General features: G+C 72.9%; 22 protein-coding genes and 1 pseudogene. 10 read left to right on the plus strand and 13 right to left on the minus strand.

What is annotated here, in order from left to right:
• Positions 1-12: 12 nt before the first annotated feature.
• A complete protein-coding gene (locus ABCS02_RS04390) occupies positions 13-846 on the minus strand; it encodes an aldo/keto reductase (protein WP_345834377.1) in 834 nt (277 codons plus the stop codon).
• Positions 847-909: 63 nt separating this feature from the next.
• On the opposite strand from ABCS02_RS04390, the gene ABCS02_RS04395 reads away from it, so the two are divergent.
• Positions 910-2,769 carry a thioredoxin domain-containing protein gene (locus tag ABCS02_RS04395; protein WP_345834378.1) on the plus strand — a complete coding sequence of 620 codons (1,860 nt, stop codon included), beginning with the start codon at positions 910-912 and terminating at the stop codon, positions 2,767-2,769.
• A gap of 6 nt (positions 2,770-2,775) precedes the next feature.
• Here ABCS02_RS04395 and ABCS02_RS04400 read toward each other — a convergent pair whose 3' ends face one another.
• The 4 genes from ABCS02_RS04400 to ABCS02_RS04415 form a co-directional block, all read right to left on the minus strand.
• The gene (locus ABCS02_RS04400) at positions 2,776-3,390 is read right to left on the minus strand and encodes a dihydrofolate reductase family protein (RefSeq protein WP_345834379.1); all 615 of its coding nucleotides are present in this window, start codon (positions 3,388-3,390) and stop codon (positions 2,776-2,778) included.
• Positions 3,391-3,403: 13 nt separating this feature from the next.
• Positions 3,404-3,739, minus strand: a complete 336-nt coding sequence (locus ABCS02_RS04405; RefSeq protein WP_345834380.1) for a hypothetical protein — start codon at positions 3,737-3,739, stop codon at positions 3,404-3,406.
• A 368-nt stretch (positions 3,740-4,107) separates the two neighbouring features.
• Positions 4,108-4,998: an aminodeoxychorismate lyase gene (locus ABCS02_RS04410; protein ID WP_345834381.1), complete on the minus strand. Its 891-nt coding sequence runs from the start codon at positions 4,996-4,998 to the stop codon at positions 4,108-4,110.
• Between the two features lie 53 nt (positions 4,999-5,051).
• The gene (locus ABCS02_RS04415) at positions 5,052-5,345 is read right to left on the minus strand and encodes an acylphosphatase (RefSeq protein WP_345834382.1); all 294 of its coding nucleotides are present in this window, start codon (positions 5,343-5,345) and stop codon (positions 5,052-5,054) included.
• A 32-nt stretch (positions 5,346-5,377) separates the two neighbouring features.
• On the opposite strand from ABCS02_RS04415, the gene ABCS02_RS04420 reads away from it, so the two are divergent.
• On the plus strand, positions 5,378-6,883 hold the full coding sequence (locus ABCS02_RS04420) for a methyltransferase (protein ID WP_345834383.1): 1,506 nt from the start codon (positions 5,378-5,380) through the stop codon (positions 6,881-6,883).
• On the opposite strand, the gene ABCS02_RS04425 is transcribed toward ABCS02_RS04420, so the two are convergent.
• Positions 6,880-7,368, minus strand: coding sequence for a metallophosphoesterase (locus tag ABCS02_RS04425; RefSeq protein WP_345835166.1), 489 nt, complete (start codon positions 7,366-7,368; stop codon positions 6,880-6,882). The genes ABCS02_RS04420 and ABCS02_RS04425 overlap by 4 nt on opposite strands.
• 59 nt (positions 7,369-7,427) lie before the next feature.
• On the opposite strand from ABCS02_RS04425, the gene ABCS02_RS04430 reads away from it, so the two are divergent.
• Positions 7,428-8,459 carry an aldo/keto reductase gene (locus tag ABCS02_RS04430; RefSeq protein ID WP_345834384.1) on the plus strand — a complete coding sequence of 344 codons (1,032 nt, stop codon included), beginning with the start codon at positions 7,428-7,430 and terminating at the stop codon, positions 8,457-8,459.
• A 6-nt stretch (positions 8,460-8,465) separates the two neighbouring features.
• Here ABCS02_RS04430 and ABCS02_RS04435 read toward each other — a convergent pair whose 3' ends face one another.
• A complete protein-coding gene (locus ABCS02_RS04435) occupies positions 8,466-8,891 on the minus strand; it encodes a hypothetical protein (protein ID WP_345834385.1) in 426 nt (141 codons plus the stop codon).
• A 5-nt stretch (positions 8,892-8,896) separates the two neighbouring features.
• A pseudogene (locus ABCS02_RS04440) lies at positions 8,897-9,491 on the minus strand (NADPH-dependent FMN reductase).
• 174 nt (positions 9,492-9,665) lie between these two features.
• On the opposite strand from ABCS02_RS04440, the gene ABCS02_RS04445 reads away from it, so the two are divergent.
• Entirely contained in the window at positions 9,666-9,935 is a 270-nt protein-coding gene (locus ABCS02_RS04445) for a hypothetical protein (protein ID WP_345834386.1), read from the plus strand.
• Between the two features lie 73 nt (positions 9,936-10,008).
• Positions 10,009-12,972, plus strand: a complete 2,964-nt coding sequence (locus ABCS02_RS04450) for an AAA family ATPase (protein WP_345834387.1) — start codon at positions 10,009-10,011, stop codon at positions 12,970-12,972.
• 96 nt (positions 12,973-13,068) lie between these two features.
• Here ABCS02_RS04450 and ABCS02_RS04455 read toward each other — a convergent pair whose 3' ends face one another.
• On the minus strand, positions 13,069-13,485 hold the full coding sequence (locus ABCS02_RS04455; RefSeq protein ID WP_345834388.1) for a TraR/DksA C4-type zinc finger protein: 417 nt from the start codon (positions 13,483-13,485) through the stop codon (positions 13,069-13,071).
• Between the two features lie 72 nt (positions 13,486-13,557).
• Between ABCS02_RS04455 and ABCS02_RS04460 the strand changes: the two genes are divergently transcribed.
• On the plus strand, positions 13,558-13,848 hold the full coding sequence (locus tag ABCS02_RS04460) for a hypothetical protein (RefSeq protein WP_345834389.1): 291 nt from the start codon (positions 13,558-13,560) through the stop codon (positions 13,846-13,848).
• A 9-nt stretch (positions 13,849-13,857) separates the two neighbouring features.
• Here ABCS02_RS04460 and ABCS02_RS04465 read toward each other — a convergent pair whose 3' ends face one another.
• The 4 genes from ABCS02_RS04465 to ABCS02_RS04480 form a co-directional block, all read right to left on the minus strand.
• Entirely contained in the window at positions 13,858-14,346 is a 489-nt protein-coding gene (locus ABCS02_RS04465) for a glutathione peroxidase (protein WP_345834390.1), read from the minus strand.
• A gap of 75 nt (positions 14,347-14,421) precedes the next feature.
• Complete coding sequence (locus ABCS02_RS04470) at positions 14,422-15,384, minus strand: rhodanese-like domain-containing protein (RefSeq protein ID WP_345834391.1); 963 nt, start codon at positions 15,382-15,384, stop codon at positions 14,422-14,424.
• Positions 15,385-15,452: 68 nt separating this feature from the next.
• On the minus strand, positions 15,453-16,838 hold the full coding sequence (locus tag ABCS02_RS04475) for an L-serine ammonia-lyase (protein ID WP_345834392.1): 1,386 nt from the start codon (positions 16,836-16,838) through the stop codon (positions 15,453-15,455).
• Positions 16,839-16,914: 76 nt separating this feature from the next.
• Positions 16,915-17,085: a hypothetical protein gene (locus tag ABCS02_RS04480; RefSeq protein ID WP_345834393.1), complete on the minus strand. Its 171-nt coding sequence runs from the start codon at positions 17,083-17,085 to the stop codon at positions 16,915-16,917.
• A 298-nt stretch (positions 17,086-17,383) separates the two neighbouring features.
• On the opposite strand from ABCS02_RS04480, the gene ABCS02_RS04485 reads away from it, so the two are divergent.
• The 4 genes from ABCS02_RS04485 (at position 17,384) to ABCS02_RS04500 (ending at position 20,166) form a co-directional block, all read left to right on the plus strand.
• A complete protein-coding gene (locus ABCS02_RS04485) occupies positions 17,384-17,626 on the plus strand; it encodes a helix-turn-helix domain-containing protein (RefSeq protein WP_345834394.1) in 243 nt (80 codons plus the stop codon).
• Entirely contained in the window at positions 17,619-18,128 is a 510-nt protein-coding gene (locus tag ABCS02_RS04490; RefSeq protein WP_345834395.1) for a Clp protease N-terminal domain-containing protein, read from the plus strand. The genes ABCS02_RS04485 and ABCS02_RS04490 overlap by 8 nt, the downstream gene beginning before the upstream one ends.
• A gap of 209 nt (positions 18,129-18,337) precedes the next feature.
• On the plus strand, positions 18,338-19,351 hold the full coding sequence (locus ABCS02_RS04495) for an ATP-binding cassette domain-containing protein (RefSeq protein ID WP_345834396.1): 1,014 nt from the start codon (positions 18,338-18,340) through the stop codon (positions 19,349-19,351).
• The gene (locus ABCS02_RS04500; RefSeq protein ID WP_345834397.1) at positions 19,348-20,166 is read left to right on the plus strand and encodes an ABC transporter permease; all 819 of its coding nucleotides are present in this window, start codon (positions 19,348-19,350) and stop codon (positions 20,164-20,166) included. Before ABCS02_RS04495 ends, ABCS02_RS04500 begins: the two co-directional genes overlap by 4 nt.
• Positions 20,167-20,197: the final 31 nt, after the last annotated feature.

Genomic DNA, 20,197 nt, shown 5'->3' on the forward strand with positions numbered 1-20,197 from the left:
GATCCCGAGGCGTCAGTTGACCTCGTTGGGGTGCGCGCTGACGCGGCCCTCGCGCTCCATCGCCGTGATCGCGGCGACCTCGGCGGCGGTCAGCTCGAAGTCGAAGACGTCGAAGTTCTCGACCATCCGCTCGCGGCGGTTCGACTTGGGGAACACGATGTTCCCGGTCTGCAGGTGCCAGCGGATGACGACCTGCGCGGGCGTCTTGCCGTGCGCGGCCGCCGGGCCGGCGACCTCCGGAGCGTCGAACAGCGGGTACTTGGCCTGGCCGAGCGGGCCCCAGGCCTCGATGTGGATGCCGTGCTCGCGGGCGAACGCGGTGACCTCCGGCTGCTGGTGCGCCGGGTGCAGCTCGATCTGGTTGACGGCCGGCACGATCTCGGTGTTCGCGAGCAGCTTCTCCAGGTGCGGGACGAGGAAGTTGGAGACGCCGATGGCCTTGGCTCGGCCGGTGGCGTAGATCGCCTCCAGCGACTTCCAGGCCTGAACGAAGGTGTCCTTCTCCGGGGTCGGCCAGTGGATGAGGTAGAGGTCCACGTAGTCGAGGCCGAGCTTAGCGAGCGACTCGTCGAAGGCGGCCTGCGCGTCGGTCTGCCGGTCGTTCCAGAGCTTGGTCGTGACGAACAGCTCGTCGCGCGGGATGCCGGAGGAGGCGATCGCGGCGCCCACGCCCTCCTCATTGCCGTAGATGGCGGCGGTGTCGATGTGGCGGTAGCCGACCTCCAGCGCGTCGGTGACGATGCGGGTCGTCTCGGCCGGGTCGACCTTGAAGGCGCCGAAGCCGAGCTGCGGGATGGTGGTGCCGTTGTTCAGGGTCAGGAGCGGAGTATTTGCGTGTGCAACCATATCGTCCACGATAGCAAGCCCGGCCGCGCGCTCCGACCGCCGCGGGGGTCGTAGGGTGAGCGCATGACGAACCGGCTGGCGGGCGCGATCAGCCCCTACCTGCGCGCGCACGCGGAGAACCCGGTCGACTGGTTCCCGTGGGGGCCGGAGGCCTTCGCCGAGGCGCGCCGCCGCGACGTGCCGGTCATCGTCTCGATCGGCTACGCGACCTGCCACTGGTGCCACGTGATGGCGCGGGAGAGCTTCAGCGACCCGGCGGTCGCCGCGCTGATGAACGAGCGGTTCGTGTCGATCAAGGTCGACCGGGAGGAGCATCCCGACGTCGACGCCGCCTATCTGTCCGCCGCGAGCGCGTTCACCGAGGGACTCGGCTGGCCGTTGACCGTCTTCGCCACCTCGTCGGGCCGGGCGTTCTTCGCGGGCACCTACTTCCCGCCGGTCGCGTCGGGAGGCCGGCCGTCGTTCACGCAGATCCTGGACGCGGTCGCGGACGCGTGGACGGAGCGCCGCGCCGAGGTCGAGTCGGACGCGGGCAAGGTCGGGGAGGCGCTCGCCGCGGCCGCCGCACGTGCCACCACGGCCTCCGAGCTGCCGGACGGCCGCGCCCTCGACGCCGCCGTCGACGCGCTGGCCGAGACGGAGGACCCGCAGTTCGGCGGGTTCGGTGGCGCGCCCAAGTTCCCGGTCGCGCCGGTGCTCGGCTTCCTGCTGGAGCGGCCGGCCGGACGCGCGCTCGCGCACCGCACGCTGCGCCGGATGGCGGACTCCCCGCTGCGCGACCCGGTCGACGGCGGCTTCTTCCGCTACGCCACCCGGCGCGACTGGAGCGACCCGCACTACGAGCGGATGCTGTACGACAACGCGCAGCTCCTCGACGCCTACGCGACCGCGTGGGCGCAGACCGGCGAGGAGTGGGCCGAGCGCACGGCGGACGGCGTCGCCGCGTTCCTGCTCGGCGTGCTGCGGAGGCCCGGCGGCGCGTTCGCCTCGGCGCAGGACTCCGAGAGCGTGATCGACGGCGCGCGCGTGGAGGGCGGCTACTACCGCGTGCCGCCGGCCGAGCGCGCGACGCTCACGCCGCCCGCGCTGGACGAGAAGGTGCTCACCGGCTGGAACGGCTTCGCGATCGGCGCGCTCGCCCGCGCGGGGCGCATCCTGAACCGGCCGGCCTGGATCGTCGCGGCGGGGGAGGCGGCGCGCGCCGTGCTCGACACCCACCGGCGGCCGGACGGCACGCTCGGCCGCGCGTCGGTCGACGGTGCCGTGTCGGAGGCGGTGGCGACGCTGGAGGACTACGGCGGCCTCGCGGGCGGACTGCTGGAGGTAGCGCTGGCGAGCGGCGACGTGGAGGCTGCCGTCACGGCCCGGGAGCTGGTGGATCTTTGTCTGGAGGCCGTGGACGGCGGCGACTGCCCGTTCGGCGTCCCGGGCGGCGGCGACCCGCTGCTGCGATCGACCGGCCTCGCCGTGCGCGTCGACCCGTCGGAGGGCGCGTACCCGTCCGGCCTGACCGCGACGGCCGCGGCGGCGCACACGCTGTTCCTGATGACGGCGAGCCGCCGCTACGAGCGCGCCGCCCGCGAGGCGATGCGGCTCGTGGCCGGCCCGGCCGCCGCCGTCCCGAGCGCGTTCGGCGCCGCGCTGGCCCTGATGTCGCGGCTGGAGGGCGAGCCTCAGCAACTCGTCGTCGTGAGCGAGCCCGCGGAGGGCGCCGGATCGGAGGATCCCGAGGGCCTGGTCGCGGCCGCCCGCCGGCATCCCGCCGACCTGGTCGCCCTCGTGGACGCCCCTCAGGGCGAGGCGCTGGCTGACGCGGGCTTCGAGCTGTTCGCCGCGCGAGGCACGCGCGACGGCCTCCCGACCGCCTACCTCTGCCGCGACTTCGTCTGCCGGCTCCCGGTCACGACGCCCGCCGGGCTCTGAGCGCGCTCAGCGGACCACGCGGTACGTCAGGTGCGCGACCTCCGGCGTCACCCGCGACCGCAGCAGCTCCAGCTGCAGAGGGGGCACCCGGTCGAAGACCCGCTCGCCCGCGCCGAGCGTGATCGGGACCACATGCAGCCGCAGCTCGTCCACGATGCCCGCCCAGAGCGCCTGGTTGAGGGTCTCGGCGCCGCCCGCGATCGCGACATCGGCGTCCCCGGCGGCCGCACGGGCCAGGTCGGTCGCCGCGTGGATGCCGTCGGTGACGAACTCGAAGGTCGTCCCGCCCTCCATCGGGATCGGCGCGTGCTCGTAGTGGGTCAGCACGAAGACCGGCGCGTGGTACGGCGGATCGTCGCCCCACCAACCTCGCCAGTCGCCGAACGTGTCGCCCTCGGCGGGCCAGTCGCCGCGGACCGGGCCGAACATGTTGCGGCCCATCACGTACGCGCCCGCCGCGGTGATCGCGGCGATCTCCTCCGCGTGCGCGTCGGCGTTCTCGAACATCCAGGTGTGCAGCCGTTCGACGTCGTGCTCGCCCAGCGCGTTCTCCAGCGATTGGTTGGGCCCCGCGGCGAACCCGTCGAGCGAGACAGCGATATCGGCAGTGACGATCCCCATGCCGCCTGGTCTACTACGCGCGCTCGACCTTGTCGAGCATCCCCCAGACCGCTTCGCTCAATTCGGGGTGCTCCAGCGCGATCCGGCGCAGTACGCCGAACTCGAACCGGGTGTACGTGTCGCGGCCCGCGGCGGGATGGTGCGCGCGCGACTGCTCCTCGGCGAGGTCGAACTCCTCGATCGCTCCGGCCCGCAGGGAGATGACCACCTGCTCGTCGACGCTCGGCAGGTCCGGGATGAAATGCCAGGGGTCCTCGCCGGCACGGCAGCGGTGCTCGATGATGGCGGAGAGCTCGTCGCGCGCCTGCTGGCGCAGCACTTCGATGCTTCTCGGGACCTGCTCGTCCACGTCGACCTCCTTTCCCCTGGCGGTGGTCCCGGCGTCGTCGCCGGTACGGTGTCGTACAGCCTAGGCGGCGAACGCGAGCACCGCGAATCGGGGTGTAACGGGACGTCTACGCGCCGGTGAACATCCGGCCACCGGCCCCCACCCGCCCCGCCCCCGCAGCCAACGGAGGAGTTTCGCGTCCCCAGCCCCCAGGTCTCCTCCGTTAGCCGACATGGCGCGGTGTGTCGCCCCGGATCTCCTCCGTTGTCAGCACCGCAGCCAACGGAGGAGATCCGGGCCGACGAGCCGTGCCGGAACAGTCAACGGAGGGGTTCCGGGCGCGCGGGGGCCGGGAGTCCTGCGTTGGCGACACGCGAGGTGCGGGAGGGTCAGTGGGTGCGGGAGAGGAGGTAGCGGTTCAGGTCGGCTGTGAGGGCGACGTCGACGGGGTACTCGCGGCCGTCGAGGTGGGTGATCGGGCCGGCCTGCCGGACGCTGGAGACCAGCCACAAGGCGTCGGCCGCCGCCAGCTCCTCCGCCGTGATGTGGCGGTACTCGGTCGGATAGCCGCGCTCGGCGAAGAACGCGAAGACCGCGGCCTGCGTGGTGCCGGCGAGGATGCCCTGGTCGGTCTGCGGCGTGCGGACCACCCCGTCGGCGAGCACGATGACGTTGGAGGTCGGCCCCTCCAGCGCGTAGCCGTCCGAGCTGATGAAGATCACGTCGTCCGCGCCGCGGCGCGCCGCCTCCCGCTGGGCCGCGCGGTTCACGGCGTACGACAGGCTCTTGGCGCCCGCGAGCAGCCACGGGGAGGTCTCGGCCACGTCGTGCCGGAGGCCGCGGTCGAGCGTGACGACCTTGAGGCCGAGGCGCTGCTGCGTGAAGTCCTCGCCCTGGTCCACGAAGATCCAGCCGCTGGGCCGGCCCGTGCCCTCCACGCCGCGCGTGTAGATCAGCTTGGCGAACAGCTCGCCGCCCTCGCCGTTGCGCGACTGGTAGTCGGCGACGCCGGCGAGGACCGCCTCGTGCCAGACGTGCTCGGCGGGCTCCGGGAGGTCGAGGAGCTCGGCGGAGTGCGCGAGCCGCATGAGGTGCGGGCCGAGCGCCTGCGGGTGGCCGTCGATGACGGCGATGGTCTCGAAGACGCCGTCGCCGCGGGTCACGCCGAGGTCGGTGATCCGTACCTGCGCGGCGTCGAAGTCGGCGAGGGCGAAGCCCGGGTCGCCGTCGGCGGGCTCTCCGGTGGGCACGGTGATGGTCAGCAGCGTCGCGCGGGTCATGTGCCTATTGTGCCCGGGTGCGGCGCAGAAGTCAGGGGTGGGGATGCGCGGCGTCAATCCGACTGCCGGATGCGGAAGGCGTCGTCGCCGTCCGGCGCCGCCTCCGTCACCCGCACGTCGTCCACCGCGCTCCCGGGCGGCCCGGCGCGCAGCCAGTCGATCATCCGCTCGACGCTCGCGGCGTCCCCCTCCACCTCGACCTCCACGCTGCCGTCGGAGCGGTTGCGCGCCCAGCCGGCCACGCCCAGCTGGTGCGCCTCCTCGCGCGCACTCCAGCGGAAGCCGACGCCCTGCACCATCCCGGTCACGATCGCCCGTCGGCGGATCGTCGTCTGTTCCTGGCTCACGTCGCCCATTGTGCTCCTGATTGAATTGACCGGTGACCTCCATCGCCGCCCTCCGCTCCGACCTCGCCGCCGCCGGCTTCACCGTCGACGGCCTGACCGCGCTCTGGGGCGAGGAGGCCGCGGAGGCACTGCACCGCGGGCAGCGGGTCCCGGCCGAGCGGGCGCTCGCGCGGCGCGACGCCGGCCCGCTGGCGACGCTCGCCGCGCTTTTCGTGCTCGGCCGGCCGGTCGGACGGTCCGCTGCGACGGCGGCCCTCCCCGCCCTGGGACTGCACGGCGCCGAGGAGCTCGGGCTGATCAGGCAGGAGGACGACCTGATCGCCCCGGCCGTCGACCTCCGTCCCTACGCGTTCGTGGACGCCCTTGGGCCGGCCGAGTGGTGGATCGTCTCCGACCTCGGCGAGCTCGCGCTGGGCGGCGCCCTCCCCGAGGACCATGTGCTCGGCGTCGGCGGCGCTTCCATGACGCTCAGCGGCCTGATGCTGCAGCGCCCCGTGCGCTCGGCGCTCGACCTCGGCACCGGCTGCGGCATCCAGGCCCTGCATGCCTCCCGGCACGCCGAGCGCGTCGTCGCGACGGACATCTCCGAGCGCGCGCTCCGGCTCGCGGCGCTCAACGCCGAGCTGAACGGCGTGGAGGGCATCGAGTTCCGGCTCGGGAGCCTGTTCGACCCGGTGGCGGGGGAGGCCTTCGACCACATCGTCTCGAACCCGCCGTTCGTGATCACGCCGCGCACCGAGGGCGTGCCCGCCTACGAGTACCGCGACGGCGGGATGGTCGGCGACAGCCTGGTCGCGGCCGTCATCGCCGGCTGCGGCGCGCACCTGAACCCAGGCGGCGTCGCGCAGCTCCTCGGCAACTGGGAGTACCACGGCACGGCGGACGCCCTGGAGCGCGTGCGCGGCTGGGTGGACGACTCCGCGCAGCCGCTCGACGCGTGGGTGATCGAGCGCGACACCGAGGACGCCGCCCAGTACGCCGAGACCTGGATCCGCGACGGTGGCACCCGCCCGGGACCGGTGTTCGACACGCTGCTGGGCGCCTGGCTGGACGACTTCGAGGCGCGGGGGGTGCGGGAGGTCGGCTTCGGCTACGTGCTGCTGCGGCGGGCGGAGGGCGTGCCGACGCTGCGCCGGTTCGAGCGGATGCACGGGGGTCTGGGCACGAACGAGGCCGGTCTCGGCATCCACTTGGGCGAGTGCCTGGAGGCGCACGACGCGCAGTCCGCGCTGGACGACGACGCCTTCGGCGCGCTGCGGCTCACGGTCGCGGGCGACGTGACGGAGGAACGGCACCTGTGGCCCGGCGAGGACTCGCCGACGGCCATCCTGCTGCGCCAGGGCGGCGGCTTCGGGCGCGTGGTCGCGGCCGACACCGGGCTGGCCGCGCTGGTCGGCGCGTGCGACGGCGAGCTCAGCGTGACCGCGATCGTCGGCGCGCTCGCCCAACTCCTGGAGGTGGACGAGGACGCCCTGCGCGCCGACCTCCTCCCTACCGTCCGCGCGCTGGTCACGGACGGCCTGCTGCTGCTCCCTTAGCGCGGGAGGAGGGCGACGAGGCGCACGTCGGTGAGGCGGGCGTCGGCGACGGTCGCGGTCAGGTACGTGCACGCCGGCTGGCGGCGGCGGTCGGTGGGGGAGCCCGGGTTCAGGAGGCGCAGCCCGCCCGGCGCGACCGTGTCCCACGGGATGTGCGAGTGCCCGAACACCAGCACGTCCGCCTCCGGGAAGTCGCGCTCGCAGCGCTCCTCGCGCCCCTTCGCCGGCCCGGTCTCGTGGACCATCGCGAACCGCAGCCCGCCCAGCTCGAACCGCGCGACCTCCGGCAACCGCCGCCGCAGGCCGGGGCCGTCGTTGTTGCCCCACACCCCGATCAGCCGCCGCGACCGCTCCTCCAGGAGGTCGAGCGTCGCCTCGTCCACCCAGTCGCCGGCGTGCAGGACGGCGTCCGCCGCCGCCACCTCGGCCAGCACCCGCGGCGGCAGCGCCTTCGCCCGGAGGGGGACGTGCGTGTCGGACAGCATCAACAGCTTCACATCGGCAAACGGTAGGCGATAAGCCGCGACGAGGATAGCGTCGGGGCATGGACCTCAGGACCCTCGGAAACAGCGGAACCATCGTGTCCGCCTTCGCCCTCGGCACGATGACCTTCGGAGCGGAGGCCGACGAGCCGACCTCCCACGCCATCCTGGACCGCTACGTCGAGGCGGGTGGCACCCTCATCGACACCGCGGACGTGTACAGCGCGGGGACGTCGGAGTCGATCATCGGCCGCTGGCTCTCCCGCAAGCACGGCGCCCGCGACCGGCTCGTGATCGCCACCAAGGCGCGCTTCCCGATGGGGGAGGGCTCCAACGACCTCGGCCTGTCCCGCACTCACCTGCGCAAGGCCCTGGACGCCTCGCTGCGCCGGCTCGACGTCGACCACATCGACCTCTACCAGATGCACGCCTGGGACTACCTCACGCCGCTGGAGGAGACGCTGCGCTTCCTGGACGACGCGGTGACCGCGGGCAAGATCGGCTACTACGGCTTCTCGAACTACCTCGGCTGGCAGCTCACCAAGGCCGTCGCCGTCGCGGACGCCTACGGCTTCGTCGCGCCCGTCACGCTGCAGCCGCAGTACAGCCTCCTGGTGCGCGGCATCGAGCACGAGATCGTCCCGGCCGCGCTGGACTCCGGGATCGGCCTCCTGCCCTGGTCGCCGCTGGCCGGCGGCTGGCTGAGCGGCAAGTACCGCCGCGACCAGGCGCCCACCGGTGCGACGCGCCTCGGTGAGAATCCGAAGCGCGGGATGGAGGCGTTCGACGCCCGCAACGCCGACCCGCACACCTGGGAGGTCATCGACGCGGTGCAGGCGGTCGCGGAGGAGACCGGCGCGAGCATGTCGCAGGTGGCTCTCGCGTGGCTGGTCGACCGCCCGGCGGTGTCGAGCGTGATCCTCGGCGCCCGCACGCTGGAGCAGCTCGACGACAACCTCGCGGCGGCCGAGCTGGAGTTGAGCGACGATCACCTCTACCGGCTGGACGACGCGAGCGCGCCGCGCACCGAGGTGTACCCGTACGGGCCGCAGGCGGTCGCCCAGCGCCACCGCAAGCGCGAGGGAGGCCGCTGAGCAGGGTCAGCCGCGCAGCGCGGAGGTCTCCGCGACGAAGGCCACGGCCGCCCGCTCCACCGCGGCGGCCTGGAGCGTGAGGCCGAGCACCACGCCGGTCGTGCGCTGCGCGGAGGCGCCCTCCTCGGCCATCCCCAGCACCGAGACCCGCAGCTCCACCACACCGCCCGGCACCCGCCGCCCCGCGAACGAGAGCACCGGTGACGCGAACGTCAGCGTCGTCCACTCGTCAGCGCCCAGCGTCAGGTCGCCGGGCAGACCCGCGAGCCACGCGCCGAGCTCGGCGGCCTCGTCGCGGCGCAGCAGCGGCCCGGCCAGCCGCCAGCGGCGGTCTCCGTCCGTCGCGACGGCCTCCACGGTGAGCGCGTCGCCGTCGCGCGACAGTGCGCGCAGCGACAGGCTCCGCGAGGCCTCGCGGTCCTCCAGCAGCACCCCGCTCACCTCGGGCCGGGGACGACCGTCAGCACCCGCTCGATGAACTCGAAGAACGACACCATGAACCGGCGGAGCAACGCCTCCGTCGCCTCGTTCGTGACCGTGCCGTCGTCGTCGATCAGCCCGGGCTTGAGCTGGATGTAGGCCTCCGGCGCGTTCATCTGCGGCGCCTGGAGGAAGCTCAGCACGCTGCGGAGCTGCTGCTGCGCCACCGCGGTTCCGATCGGGCCGGTGGACGCCCCGATGACGGCCGTGGCCTTGCGCGCGATCACGTTCTCGCCGTGCGGCCGGCTCGCCCAGTCGATCGCGTTCTTCAGCGCGCCGGGGATGGACCGGTTGTACTCGGGCGTGATGAACAGCAGCGCCTGCTGCGCCGCGATCGCCGCCTTGAAGTCGCGGACGACCTCCGGGAAGTCCCCGTCGTAGTCGCGGCTGTAGAGCGGCAGGTCCGCGATCCCGATGTCGGTGAAGACCAGCTCCTCCGGCGCCAGCTTCAGGAGCGCCGTCGAGAGCCGAGCGGTTGATGGACCCCGACGAGATGCTGCCGACGATGTAGCCGACCCGGTAAGGCGGTTGGAGCTCGTTGACCGTTGCCATGCCGCCAGCTTGCCCCCGGCCTCGTGCGCTGTCGAGTCCCGCGCCTAGGCCGTCCGCGCCTCCATCTGAGTCCTGCGGACGCCGGAATAGGGCATCTTCCCGATGTGGGAGGGGGTCCTTAGCGACGAGTCTGAGGTCATCGACGAAAGCAGTTCGACGAAGGGTGTGGGGATCATGATGCTGTCCGACGAGTTCGTGGCCACGCGGGTGTACGCGGGGGATGTCCAGCGGGCCGAGCACGACCGGGAGCTGGTGCGCCGCCTCCGCGAGGAGCGGGCGGAGCGCGCGGCCGGGCGCCGGGCGGAGCGCGCGGCCGGGCGCCGGGCGCGGCACGGGGCGCCGGCGGTCACGGAGGCCGTGGCCGAGCCGGTCGCGGCGCCGGCTGCGACCGTTCCCGAGGCCGCGAACGAGGAGCGGCGGGAGCTCGCCCACGCCGGGCGATGACCACCGTTCTGCCGTGGGCGAAGCAGGGCAGAACAGGGGTTCGGATGTCGGTGGTCCGTGGCACGATGAGGCCATGCGATCACCGGCCTCCAGCCCCACGATGATCGGGCGCGAGTCCGATCTCGAGGCGCTGCGCGACGAGCTCGACGGGGTTCGTCGCGACGGTGGCCTGCGCGCGGTCGTGATCGGCGGGGAGGCGGGCATCGGCAAGACGCGGCTGCTCGCCGAGTTCCTGGCGGAGGCCGAGGGGTCCGCCACGGTGCTGCTCGGCCGGTGCGTCGACCTCGGCAACGACGGGGCTCCCTACGCGCCGTTCGCCGCCATCCTGCGCCGGCTCATCGAGCTGCGCGGGCTCGACGCGGTGCTGGAGGCCGCCGGCCACGGCGCGGGCGTCCTCTCCGTGCTGCTGCCGGAGCTGGCCGACGACTCCGCGGTGCCGGCGCGCACCGGCGCCGAACGGCTGTACGAGCTCGTCACGGTCCTGTTCGAGACGCTGTCCGCCGACCGTCCGCTCGTCCTGGCGGTGGAGGACCTCCACTGGGCAGACACGGCGACGCTCGAACTGCTCCGGTTCATCGTCCGGATGGCCGAGCGCGGCCACCTCCTCGTCCTGCTGAGCTACCGCACCGACGAGATCACGCGCGGCCACCCGCTGCGCGCCTACCTCGCCGAGCTGGAGCGCACCCGCCGCGTCACGCGCTGGGAGCTGGCCCGGCTCGGCCGCGGCCAGGTGGAGGCGCTCATCGAGCACCTGCTCGGCTGCGAGCCCGACGCCGCGACGGTCGACCGCGTCTACATGATGAGCGAGGGCGTCCCGTTCTTCGTCGAGGAGCTGATCGGCATCGACGGGCTCGCGACCGGCGAAGACCTGCCCGAGACGCTGCGCGAGCTGCTGCTCGCCCGGTTCGAGAAGCTCAGCGACCCGGCGCAACGGCTGCTCCGCCTCGTCTCCGCCGGCGGCGTCTGCGTCGACCACGAGCTGCTCAGCGCGGTCTACGACGGCACGCCCGACCAGCTCGACGCGGCGGCACGGGAGGCCGTGGTCGCCAACGTCCTGGTGGCCGACTCCACCGAGTACACCTTCCGGCACGCGCTCGTGCGCGAGGCGATCCACGCCGACCTGCTGCCGGGGGAGCGCGGCCGGTTCCACATGCGGTTCGCGGAGGCGCTGGAGGCCAGCCCGCAGCGATCGGCGACCCAGCTCTCCACGCACTGGCTCGCCGCGCACGACCTGCGGCGCGCCTTCATCACGTCGCTGGAGGCCATGAGCGAAGCGCGGATGTCGTACGCCTACATGACGGCCGCGGCCCTGGGCGACCGCGCCCTGGAACTGTGGGACAGCGTCCCGGACGCCGACGAGCTGAGCACGCCGTGGATGAAGGGCGGCGGCCGCACGGAACTGTTGTCCCGCACCGCGTCGGCGCTGCGCAACGCGGGCGACAACGAGCGCGCGCTCGCCCTCGTCAACATGGCGCTCGAGACGGCGGACGACCTCCCGCCCGCACGGCAGGCGCGACTGCTCCGCGATAAGGCGCAGTACCTGCAGAACCTCAACCGCATGGGCGTCCAGGAGCTGCTGCAGAGCGCGCTCGACGTCGTCCCGCCCGGCACCCTGCCGGAGGGCGACGGCCTCCGCCTCCAGCTGCTCGCCGAGCTGGCCGCCCGGTACATGCTCGCGGCCCGGTTCGACGACGCGGTGACCGTCGCGACGCAGGCGATCGAGGAGGCCGGCGACGGGTCGCCCGCACTGCGGTCGGTCGCGCACAACATCCTCGGCAGCTCCCTGGTGTCCCAGGGCTCCGTGGAGCGCGGGCTGGCGGAGCTGGACGAGGCGGGCCGGCTCGCCGAGCACGACTCCGCCGCCGAGCTGCGCTACGCGGTCAACGCGTCCGACGCCATGAACAACCTCGGCCGCTACGCGGAGGCCGTGCGGCTCGCCGAGGTGGGCGTCCGCGAGGCACGCGCGCGGGGGATCGAGCGCTCCACCGGCGTCATCCTGTCCTCCAACACCGTGGAGCCGCTGCTCGCGCTCGGCGAGCTCGACCGGGCGGAGTCGCTGCTCGAACCGGCGCTCGCCCTCGACCCGCCGCCGACCTTCCGCGCGCACCTGCAGCGGATGAAGCTGTGGATCACGCTGTGGCGCGGCGACCTCGACACGACGGAGACGCTGCTGCGGCGCTGGCACAGCGGCCTGCGCACGCTCGGCGACCTGGAGGTCCAGTCCGAGCTCGGCGTCGCGCGGCTCGCGGCCGAGGTGGCGATCGCCCGCGGCGACGCGTTCGACGCCTGGGAGCACACCGCGCCCGTGCGCGCCTCGACCCACCGGCCGCTGCCCGCCTACGACCTCCCCGTGCTGGCCGCCGCGGCTCGCGCCCTCGCGGATGTGGCGTTCCGCTCGCCGCAGGAGCGCGCCGAGCGCGACACCCCGGTCGACGTCGCCGAGGAGGCCGCCCGCCTCGACGCCGCGCTCACCGCGATCGAGGACTGGCCGACCGCCGTCGCCTGGGGCCCGGTGATCCGTGCCGAGCTCGCGACCGCGCTAGCTGCCGCAACGGATTCGGACCCGGCCGCCGCCGAGCGCTTCGACGGCGCCCGGGAGGCCTGGGAGTCCGCCATCGAGGCGGCCGCATCGCCGCTCGCGCCCGCCCACCTGCACCCGTACGCCCTCGTGCGCGCCGCGCGGGTCGCCCGCGCCGCCGCAGACCGCTCCGCCGCGGAACGCCTGGCCGTCGCCGCGCGCGACGAGGCCGAACGCTCAGGCTTCGGACTCCTCACCGAGGCCGCCGCGGCCCTGATCTCGTCCCGCGGCGCCCGCGCGGCAGGAGGTTCCGCTGCCCTCGGCCCCGGCGCCCCGCTCACGGAGCGCGAGGAGCAGGTCCTGGCCCTCATCGAGCAGGGCCTGAGCAACAAGCAGATCGGCGAGGTCCTCTTCATCTCCGCCAAGACCGCGAGCGTCCACGTCTCCAGCATCCTCCGCAAGGTCGGCGCGGCAAGCCGCACCGAGGCCGTCTACCGCGCGTCGCGCCCCGCCCGCTAGCCCGGCCCCCCATCCGCGAGGGGCACGTTGTTGTCACTTTCGCGCGCCACAAGTGACAACAACGTGCCCCTCGACGACCCGCGGCGCGGGCTCAGCTCAGCGCTCGGCCGCCACCGCGCACACGATGCACAGCTCCGTCGTCGGCCGGGCCTCCAGCCGCTGCACCCCGATCGCGCGCCCGCACGACGCGCACGTGCCGTAGCGTCCCAGCCGGATGCGCTCGCGTGCCGCGTCCACGGCCGCGATGTCCGCCGCCGTCTCCGCGCGGAGGGCGTGCAGCCTGCTCCACTCCGAGCTCAGCGTCGGGCCCTCCGGGTCGTGCTCGTCGTCGGCGGTCGACTCCGACCGCGACGACAGCAGCGAGCCCAGCGACTCCGCGAGCCGCTGCGACTCCGCGACGTCCCCCTGGCGTCGCTCATCCAGCATCCTGTCGAAGCCCTCCAGCTCGTCGATGGTCAGTCCGACGTCCTGGACGATGTAGAGCTCTCGTGTGTCCGGTGATCCGGTGTGCATCCGCGCACCCCCTTCCGATTCCCCGCCGGTCAGCGTACGCCGGGGTTCTGGTATCCGACGTAGGCTCGGCGCGTGCCTTCGTTTCGTGTGATCATCCCTGTGGGTCTTCTGCGGCCCGACGTGGCCCCGACCGAGATCGAGCCCGCTGCCGCCGCCGCGGTGGCCGAGCTGACGACCGTCGAGGCGTCGAGCGTCGATGTCGTCAGCCGGGAGGCGCGGATCACCGTGCGTTTCACCGCGGACGGCGCGCGCGACGCGCTGCGCGTCGCCCAGCATGCGGTGACCGTCCTCGGCTCGCTCGCGGAGACCGGGGACTGGCGACTCACCGAGCGCGTCGGCGGCCGGTGGTTCCGCCGGGCGTGACCGCGCGGCTCAGACCGTCGCCGGCAGCGACGCCTCGATGAGCCCGACGATCCGCGGGTCGTCCGGCTCCAGCTGCGGCCGGAACCGGTGCACCGCGCCCTCCGGCGTGATGACGAACTTCTCGAAGTTCCACTTCACCTTGCCGGCCTTGCCGTCGATGTCCGGGTGCGTGGTCAGCTCGCTGTAGAGCGGGTGCGCGTTGCGGCCGTTCAGCCGCACCTTCTCCATCATCGGGAACGTGACGCCCCACGTCGTCGAGCAGTACTCCTTGATCGCCTCGGTCGAGCTGAGCTCCTGCAGGAACTGGTTGCTCGGGAAGCCGACCACCGTGAAGCCGCGGTCGCCGTAGGTCTCCTGCAGCTGCTCCAGCTTCTCGTACTGCGGGCTGAGGCCGCAACGGGAGGCGACGTTGACGACGAGGATGACCTTGCCCGAGAAGGCGGCGAGGCTGGTCGGAGCTCCATCAATGGTGTGGAACGGGATATCCATCAGGGTCATGGATCGAGCCTACGTCCCGATACGGGTGTGTATGCGCCGTTCGGGCGAAGACCCAGGAATGCGGCGCACTGCGTCTCAGGCGCTCGCGAGCGGCGCCGCCGGATCGGACGCCCACTCGTTCAGCGACCCGTCGTAGACGGTCACGTCGTCCCGGCCGAGCAGCGCCAGGGCGAGGGCGTCGGCCGCCGCCGCGATCCCGCCGCCGCAGTACGCGACGATCGGGTCGGGCGAGGCGAGCACGTCAGCGAACAGGTCGCGCAGGCCCGCGGCCGGCAGGAACGCGTTGGTCCCGCGGTCGACGAGCCGTACGGCGGGCGCGCTCACGCTGCCCGGGATGTGCCGGGCGGCGAAGTCCTTCGGCGGAGTGCCGCAGACCAGCGTCCCGGGCCGGTCGCCCGCGAGGAGGGCCGCCACATCGCCCCGGTCGCTCCAGAACCCCGGCAGCTCGGCGGCGAGGAAACGGTCGGCCGGCCGGGGCGTGACGGGCCCCGAGTCGAGCGGACGGCCCTCCTCCCGCCACTTGGACACGCCGCCGTCGAGCACCGCGACGCGCTCGTGTCCGAACGAGCGGAACAGCCACCACAGCCGCGCGGCCCACTGCCCGACCGCGCCGTCGTAGACGACGACGGTGGTGTCGGCGTCCACGCCCAGCGCCGCCGCGGCCGCGGCGAACGCCTCCGCTCCCGGACGCGTGAACGGGAACGGCCCGGCCGGATCGCTGAACTGCTGGAGCAGGTCGGCGAACACCGCTCCGGGGAGGTGCCCCTCGCTGTGCCGCCCGAGCCCACTGACGTACTCCGTACGCCCGTCGGCGCCGCTCACCGCGACGACCGAGGCGTCGACCACGAGGAGCCCGTCCGACCCGAGGTGGTCGCACAGCCACTGCGTCGACACCAGCGGCCCGGCTAGCGCGGCGCCGACCGCAGCGGCCCGGCCATCGTTCCGGCCGGCGGCCTCCGCGTCGTCGCGGCGAAGATCGCCCAGGCTCGCGGGATCGGGGACGGTCGGCTCGTCGGAACGCGCGGTCGTAAGAGTCATGCGCACCACGCTAACGGGGGCCTCCGACGTCGCCTACGAGGCGCGCAACCATCTGTAATGTGTGCGCCTCAGCACTCGATGACGTTGACCGCCAGGCCGCCCTCGCTGGTCTCCTTGTACTTGGTCGACATGTCCAGGCCGGTCTGGCGCATCGTCTCGATCACCGTGTCCAGCGAGACCAGGTGCGAGCCGTCGCCGTGCAGGGCGAGGCGGGCCGCGGAGACGGCGGTGGAGGACGCGATCGCGTTCCGCTCGATGCACGGGATCTGCACGAGGCCTCCGACCGGGTCGCAGGTGAGGCCGAGGTGATGCTCCATCGCGATCTCCGCCGCGTTCTCGACCTGGGTCGGTGTCCCGCCGAGGACGGCGCAGAGCGCGCCGGCGGCCATCGCGCACGCCGAGCCGACCTCCGCCTGGCAGCCGCCCTCCGCGCCCGAGATGGAGGCGTTCGCCTTGAACAGCGAGCCGATCGCGGTCGCGGTCAGGAGGTATTTGCGGATGCCGTCGAGCGTCGCGCCCGGCACGAAGCGCAGGTAGTAGTGCGCGACCGCCGGCACGATCCCCGCGGCGCCGTTCGTCGGCGCGGTGACCACGCGGCCTCCCGAGGCGTTCTCCTCGTTCACGGCCAGTGCGAAGGCGTGCAGCCACTCCAGCGACGTCGCGCGGCCCGGGTCGTCCTGGACGCTCTCCAGGTGCTCGCGCATCGCAGCGGCGCGGCGCTTGACGCCGAGGCCGCCGGGGAGGGTCCCGTCGCCGGCCAGACCGCGCGCGACGCACTCCGCCATCGCCTCCCAGATCAGGTCGAGTCGCGCGTCCGTGGCGTCCTCGCCGTGCAGGGCGATCTCGTTGCGCCGGGCCACCTCGCAGATCGGGATGTCGAGCCGCGCGCAGATGGCGAGCAACTCCGCCGCCGAGTCGTAGGGCAGCGGGTGCGCCGCGCGTGCGGCGAGCTCGGCCTCCTCGCCGTCGCGGCGGATGAAGCCGCCGCCGATCGAGTAGTAGGTCTCCTCCAGGAGGGGGAGCGGCTGGCGCGTCCCGTCGGCGCTGCTGCCCCAGGCGCGCAGGGTGAGCGCGTTGGGGTGGCCGGGGAGGCGCGTGCGCGGCTCGAAGTCGATGTCGTCCTTGCGCAGCGGGATGTCGTGCACGCCCGCGAGGCGCAGCGTCGTGCCGTCGCCGATCCCGGACCAGGCGCCGCGGACGTCGTCGGGTCGGCAGTTCTCCGGCTCGTTGCCGCGGAGGCCGGCGACCACGGCGTCCGGCGTGCCGTGCCCGATCCCGGTAGAGCCGAGGGAGCCGTAGAGGGTGCAGGTGACCTGGTCGACGTGCTCCACGAGCCCGTCCGCGACGAGGCGGTCGGCGAACGCCTTCGCCGCCCGCAAGGGTCCGACGGTGTGCGAGCTCGAAGGCCCGATGCCGATCGAGAACAGGTCGAAGGCGGAGACGTACGCAGTCACTTCTCCAGTGTACGTCGCAGATTGTGCCGGATTCCCGCGTGAACGTGCGCATTGGCGCAGAAATCCCGCGCAGAACTCAGGTTTCGCGAACGCTCACCCTGGCGTCACCCGGCGGGCACCAGGTGGTGTCCAGGCCGCCCTCGACGGGCGTGTACTCGATGAGGAACTGACCTCCCTCGTCCGGTCCCTCCACCACGACGCCCGGGCGGTCCCCGAGCCAGACGGTCGTTCCGACGCCGATGTCCATGGGGTCACCCTACGCCCCGCGGCGAACGGAGGACTTCTGCCCGCCGAGGGTGCCGGATGTCGGCTCTCGGAGGAGTTCCGGGTCCAATCCCGGGCAATCTCCTCCGTTAGCCCCAGCAGGGACGCCGCCCCTCCCGCCGCCCCCCTCCTGCTCCCAAAACGTCAACGGAGGATTCCGGCCTCCCACCCGGCGGGATCTCCTCCGTTGGCTGCTACGGGCCGGCGTGGCGACTTCGATCTCCTCCGTTCGCTACGCAACTTAAGTTGACAAATCGGATTAAGCAACTAAAGTTGCTCTCATGAACCCTCCCACCCCGGCTCCGGACCCGCTCGGCGGGGTCGCCGACGGTCTCGCGGCCGTCGTCGCCCTCCGCGAGCTCGCCGACCGTCTCGAAGACGCGGAGGTCGAGCACGCCCTCCGCGACGGCTGGAGCTGGACGCAGATCGCCGACGCGCTCGGCGTCACCCGCCAGGCCGTGCACAAGAAGCACCTGCGCCGCGTCGCCGCCGCAGGCGTAGCCCTCAGGAGACGAAATGTCTGACATCCCTCCCGGAACCGCCAACAACGCCCCCGGCCAGCCGCTCTCCAAAGCCCTGCGCTCAGTGGTGATCGCCTCGGTCACCGAGGCGCAGCGCCGCAACGCCACCCTGGTGGAGGCCGAGCACCTCCTGCTCGCGCTCTCCCGTGACGGCAGCGGCGCGGTCCGCGACGTGCTCGCGTCCGCCGGACTCGACCCCGCCGGGCTGGAGGCCGCGCTGCTCGCCGAACGCGAGACCAGCCTCCGCGTCGCCGGCGTCACCCCGCCTCCGGAGGAGCGGCTCGTCGCGTCGCCCCGCGTCGCCCGCCCGCGCTGGGGCGCGTCGGCCAAGGAGGCGCTCACCCGCGCCCACCGCGTCGCGTCGGCGCACCGCCGCCAGCGCTCGGGGGAGGCCGACCTCGTCACGGCGATCTTCGGGCTCGAGCTCGGCACGGTGCCGCGCGCGCTGACCCTGGCCGGCGTGGACCGTCCGGCCGTGGTCGCAGCGCTGCGCGGCGTGGGCTGACCGGCGCAGCGCTTCCCGCATCCCCCCGCACGTCGTCAGCTCCGCCTCCTCGCGCCGTCCGCAGCCGTCCGCGCCGGCCACCCGGAGCCGCCTCCCCCCGCTGCGCCCGTCCGCTTACATCCACTCCGCACCGCTGTAAGCCGCTCGTAAGCGCCGTGCAAGCGTCCTCCCTCACGATCGACTCATCCACCTCACCAGGAAGGACCACCATGACTCGCAGCACCGAGTGGGCCGTCGAGGCTCACGGGCTCGTCAAGGTCTTCGGCGACAACCGGGCGGTCGACGGCGTCGACCTGAACGTCCGCGCCGGCACCGTGTACGGCGTCCTCGGCCCCAACGGAGCCGGGAAGACCACCACCATCTCCATGCTCGCCACCCTGCTCCGCCCGGACGACGGCGACGCCTTCGTATTCGGGCACGACATCCGCAGGGAGCAGCAGATCGTCCGCCAGCTCCTCGGCGTGACCGCCCAGTTCGCCTCCGTCGACGAGACCCTGTCCGCCAACGAGAACCTCATGATCTTCGCGCGCCTGCTCGGGCTCAGCGGCGGGGAGGCGAAAGCCAAGACCGCCGAGCTCCTGGAGGAGTTCGGGCTGTCCGACGCCGCCAAGCGCCCGCTGAAGAAGTTCTCCGGCGGCATGCGCCGGCGACTCGACCTTGCGGCCAGCCTGATCGCGCAGCCGCCGCTGATCTTCCTCGACGAGCCGACTACGGGCCTCGACCCGCGGACCCGCGCGCAGATGTGGGACACCATCCGCCGCCTGGTCTCCACCGGCTCCACGGTCCTGCTCACCACGCAGTACCTGGACGAGGCCGACCAGCTCGCCGACCGCATCGCCGTCATCGACCGCGGCAGGGTGGTCGCCGAGGGCACCGCCGACGAGCTGAAGGCGTCGGTGGGGGAGTCCTCCCTCCAGCTCCGCCTGGCCGACGCCGCCGACATCGAGGACGCCCGCCGCGCCATCGCCACCGTGCTCGGCGTGGAGGCCGTCGTCTCGCCCGAAGGCTCCCGGCTCACCGCGCCCATGCGCGACGCCGATGCCGTCACCGACCTGTTCGTCACGTTCCGCGAGGCCGGCATCCACCTCCAGGAGATGTCGGTGCAGAAGCCGACGCTGGAAGAGGTGTTCCTCACCCTGACCGGCCACGGGGTCGAAGAAGAAGAGACGACCGCGGACGCCGAGACCGAGAACGCCACCGCAGCAGAAGGAGTCCGGGCATGAGCGCCATCGCCACCATCACCCCGCCCGCCGAGCGGAACCTGAAGAACCACGTCAGCCTCCGCCAGACCCTGGCCAACACCGTCACGATGGCCCACCGCGGGCTTCTGAAGATCAAGCGGACGCCGGAGCAGCTGTTCGATGTGACGCTGCAGCCGATCATCTTCACGATCATGTTCGCCCTGCTGTTCGGCGGCGCGATCACCGGCAGCGTCTCGGGCTACCTGCCCTACCTCATCCCCGGCATCCTCGCCCAGACTGTCATCACGACCTCGGTGGTGACGGGCGTGCAGCTCCGGGAGGACATGGACAAGGGCGTGTTCGACCGGTTCAAGTCGATGCCGATCGCGCGGATCGCGCCGCTGTCAGGGGCGCTGCTCGCCGACACGCTGCGCTACGCGATCGCGACCACGATCACCTTCGTTACCGGCTTCTTCATGGGCTACCGGCCCGCCGTGGGACTCGGCTTCGTGATCCTCGCCGGCCTCCTCGTCATCGTCTGCGCCTGGGCGATCAGCTGGATCTTCGCGTTCTTCGGCGTGATCGCGCGCACGGCGGGGTCGGTGCAGGGCATCTCGTTCCTGGTGCTCTTCCCGCTGACGTTCTTCTCGAACGCGTTCGTGCCGGTGAACACGCTGCCGCAGTGGCTGCAGTGGTTCGTCAACATCAACCCGGTCTCGCACCTGGTGACGGCGGTCCGCGACCTCGCCAACAACGGCACGTTCGGTGTCGACGGCTGGTGGGCGCTGCTGGGCGCGGCCGTGATCGTCGCGGTGTTCGCCCCGCTCACCGTGCGGGCGTACATGCGGAAGGCGTAGCCTCCCGTAGGTACGGACAGCGGCCGTTGTA

The sequence above is a fragment of the Microbacterium sp. X-17 genome, from assembly GCF_039615055.1.

Excerpts from the sequence above, each read along its gene's own strand:
- ABCS02_RS04390 (WP_345834377.1), bottom strand. The coding sequence starts at position 846 with ATGGTTGCACACGCAAATACTCCGCTCCTGACCCTGAACAACGGCACC.
- ABCS02_RS04395 (WP_345834378.1), top strand. The coding sequence starts at position 910 with ATGACGAACCGGCTGGCGGGCGCGATCAGCCCCTACCTGCGCGCGCAC.
- ABCS02_RS04400 (WP_345834379.1), bottom strand. The coding sequence starts at position 3,390 with ATGGGGATCGTCACTGCCGATATCGCTGTCTCGCTCGACGGGTTCGCC.
- ABCS02_RS04410 (WP_345834381.1), bottom strand. The coding sequence starts at position 4,998 with ATGACCCGCGCGACGCTGCTGACCATCACCGTGCCCACCGGAGAGCCC.
- ABCS02_RS04425 (WP_345835166.1), bottom strand. The coding sequence starts at position 7,368 with ATGCTGTCCGACACGCACGTCCCCCTCCGGGCGAAGGCGCTGCCGCCG.
- ABCS02_RS04430 (WP_345834384.1), top strand. The coding sequence starts at position 7,428 with ATGGACCTCAGGACCCTCGGAAACAGCGGAACCATCGTGTCCGCCTTC.
- ABCS02_RS04445 (WP_345834386.1), top strand. The coding sequence starts at position 9,666 with ATGATGCTGTCCGACGAGTTCGTGGCCACGCGGGTGTACGCGGGGGAT.
- ABCS02_RS04450 (WP_345834387.1), top strand. The coding sequence starts at position 10,009 with ATGCGATCACCGGCCTCCAGCCCCACGATGATCGGGCGCGAGTCCGAT.
- ABCS02_RS04455 (WP_345834388.1), bottom strand. The coding sequence starts at position 13,485 with ATGCACACCGGATCACCGGACACACGAGAGCTCTACATCGTCCAGGAC.
- ABCS02_RS04465 (WP_345834390.1), bottom strand. The coding sequence starts at position 14,346 with ATGACCCTGATGGATATCCCGTTCCACACCATTGATGGAGCTCCGACC.
- ABCS02_RS04470 (WP_345834391.1), bottom strand. The coding sequence starts at position 15,384 with ATGACTCTTACGACCGCGCGTTCCGACGAGCCGACCGTCCCCGATCCC.
- ABCS02_RS04480 (WP_345834393.1), bottom strand. The coding sequence starts at position 17,085 with ATGGACATCGGCGTCGGAACGACCGTCTGGCTCGGGGACCGCCCGGGC.
- ABCS02_RS04485 (WP_345834394.1), top strand. The coding sequence starts at position 17,384 with ATGAACCCTCCCACCCCGGCTCCGGACCCGCTCGGCGGGGTCGCCGAC.
- ABCS02_RS04490 (WP_345834395.1), top strand. The coding sequence starts at position 17,619 with ATGTCTGACATCCCTCCCGGAACCGCCAACAACGCCCCCGGCCAGCCG.
- ABCS02_RS04495 (WP_345834396.1), top strand. The coding sequence starts at position 18,338 with ATGACTCGCAGCACCGAGTGGGCCGTCGAGGCTCACGGGCTCGTCAAG.
- ABCS02_RS04500 (WP_345834397.1), top strand. The coding sequence starts at position 19,348 with ATGAGCGCCATCGCCACCATCACCCCGCCCGCCGAGCGGAACCTGAAG.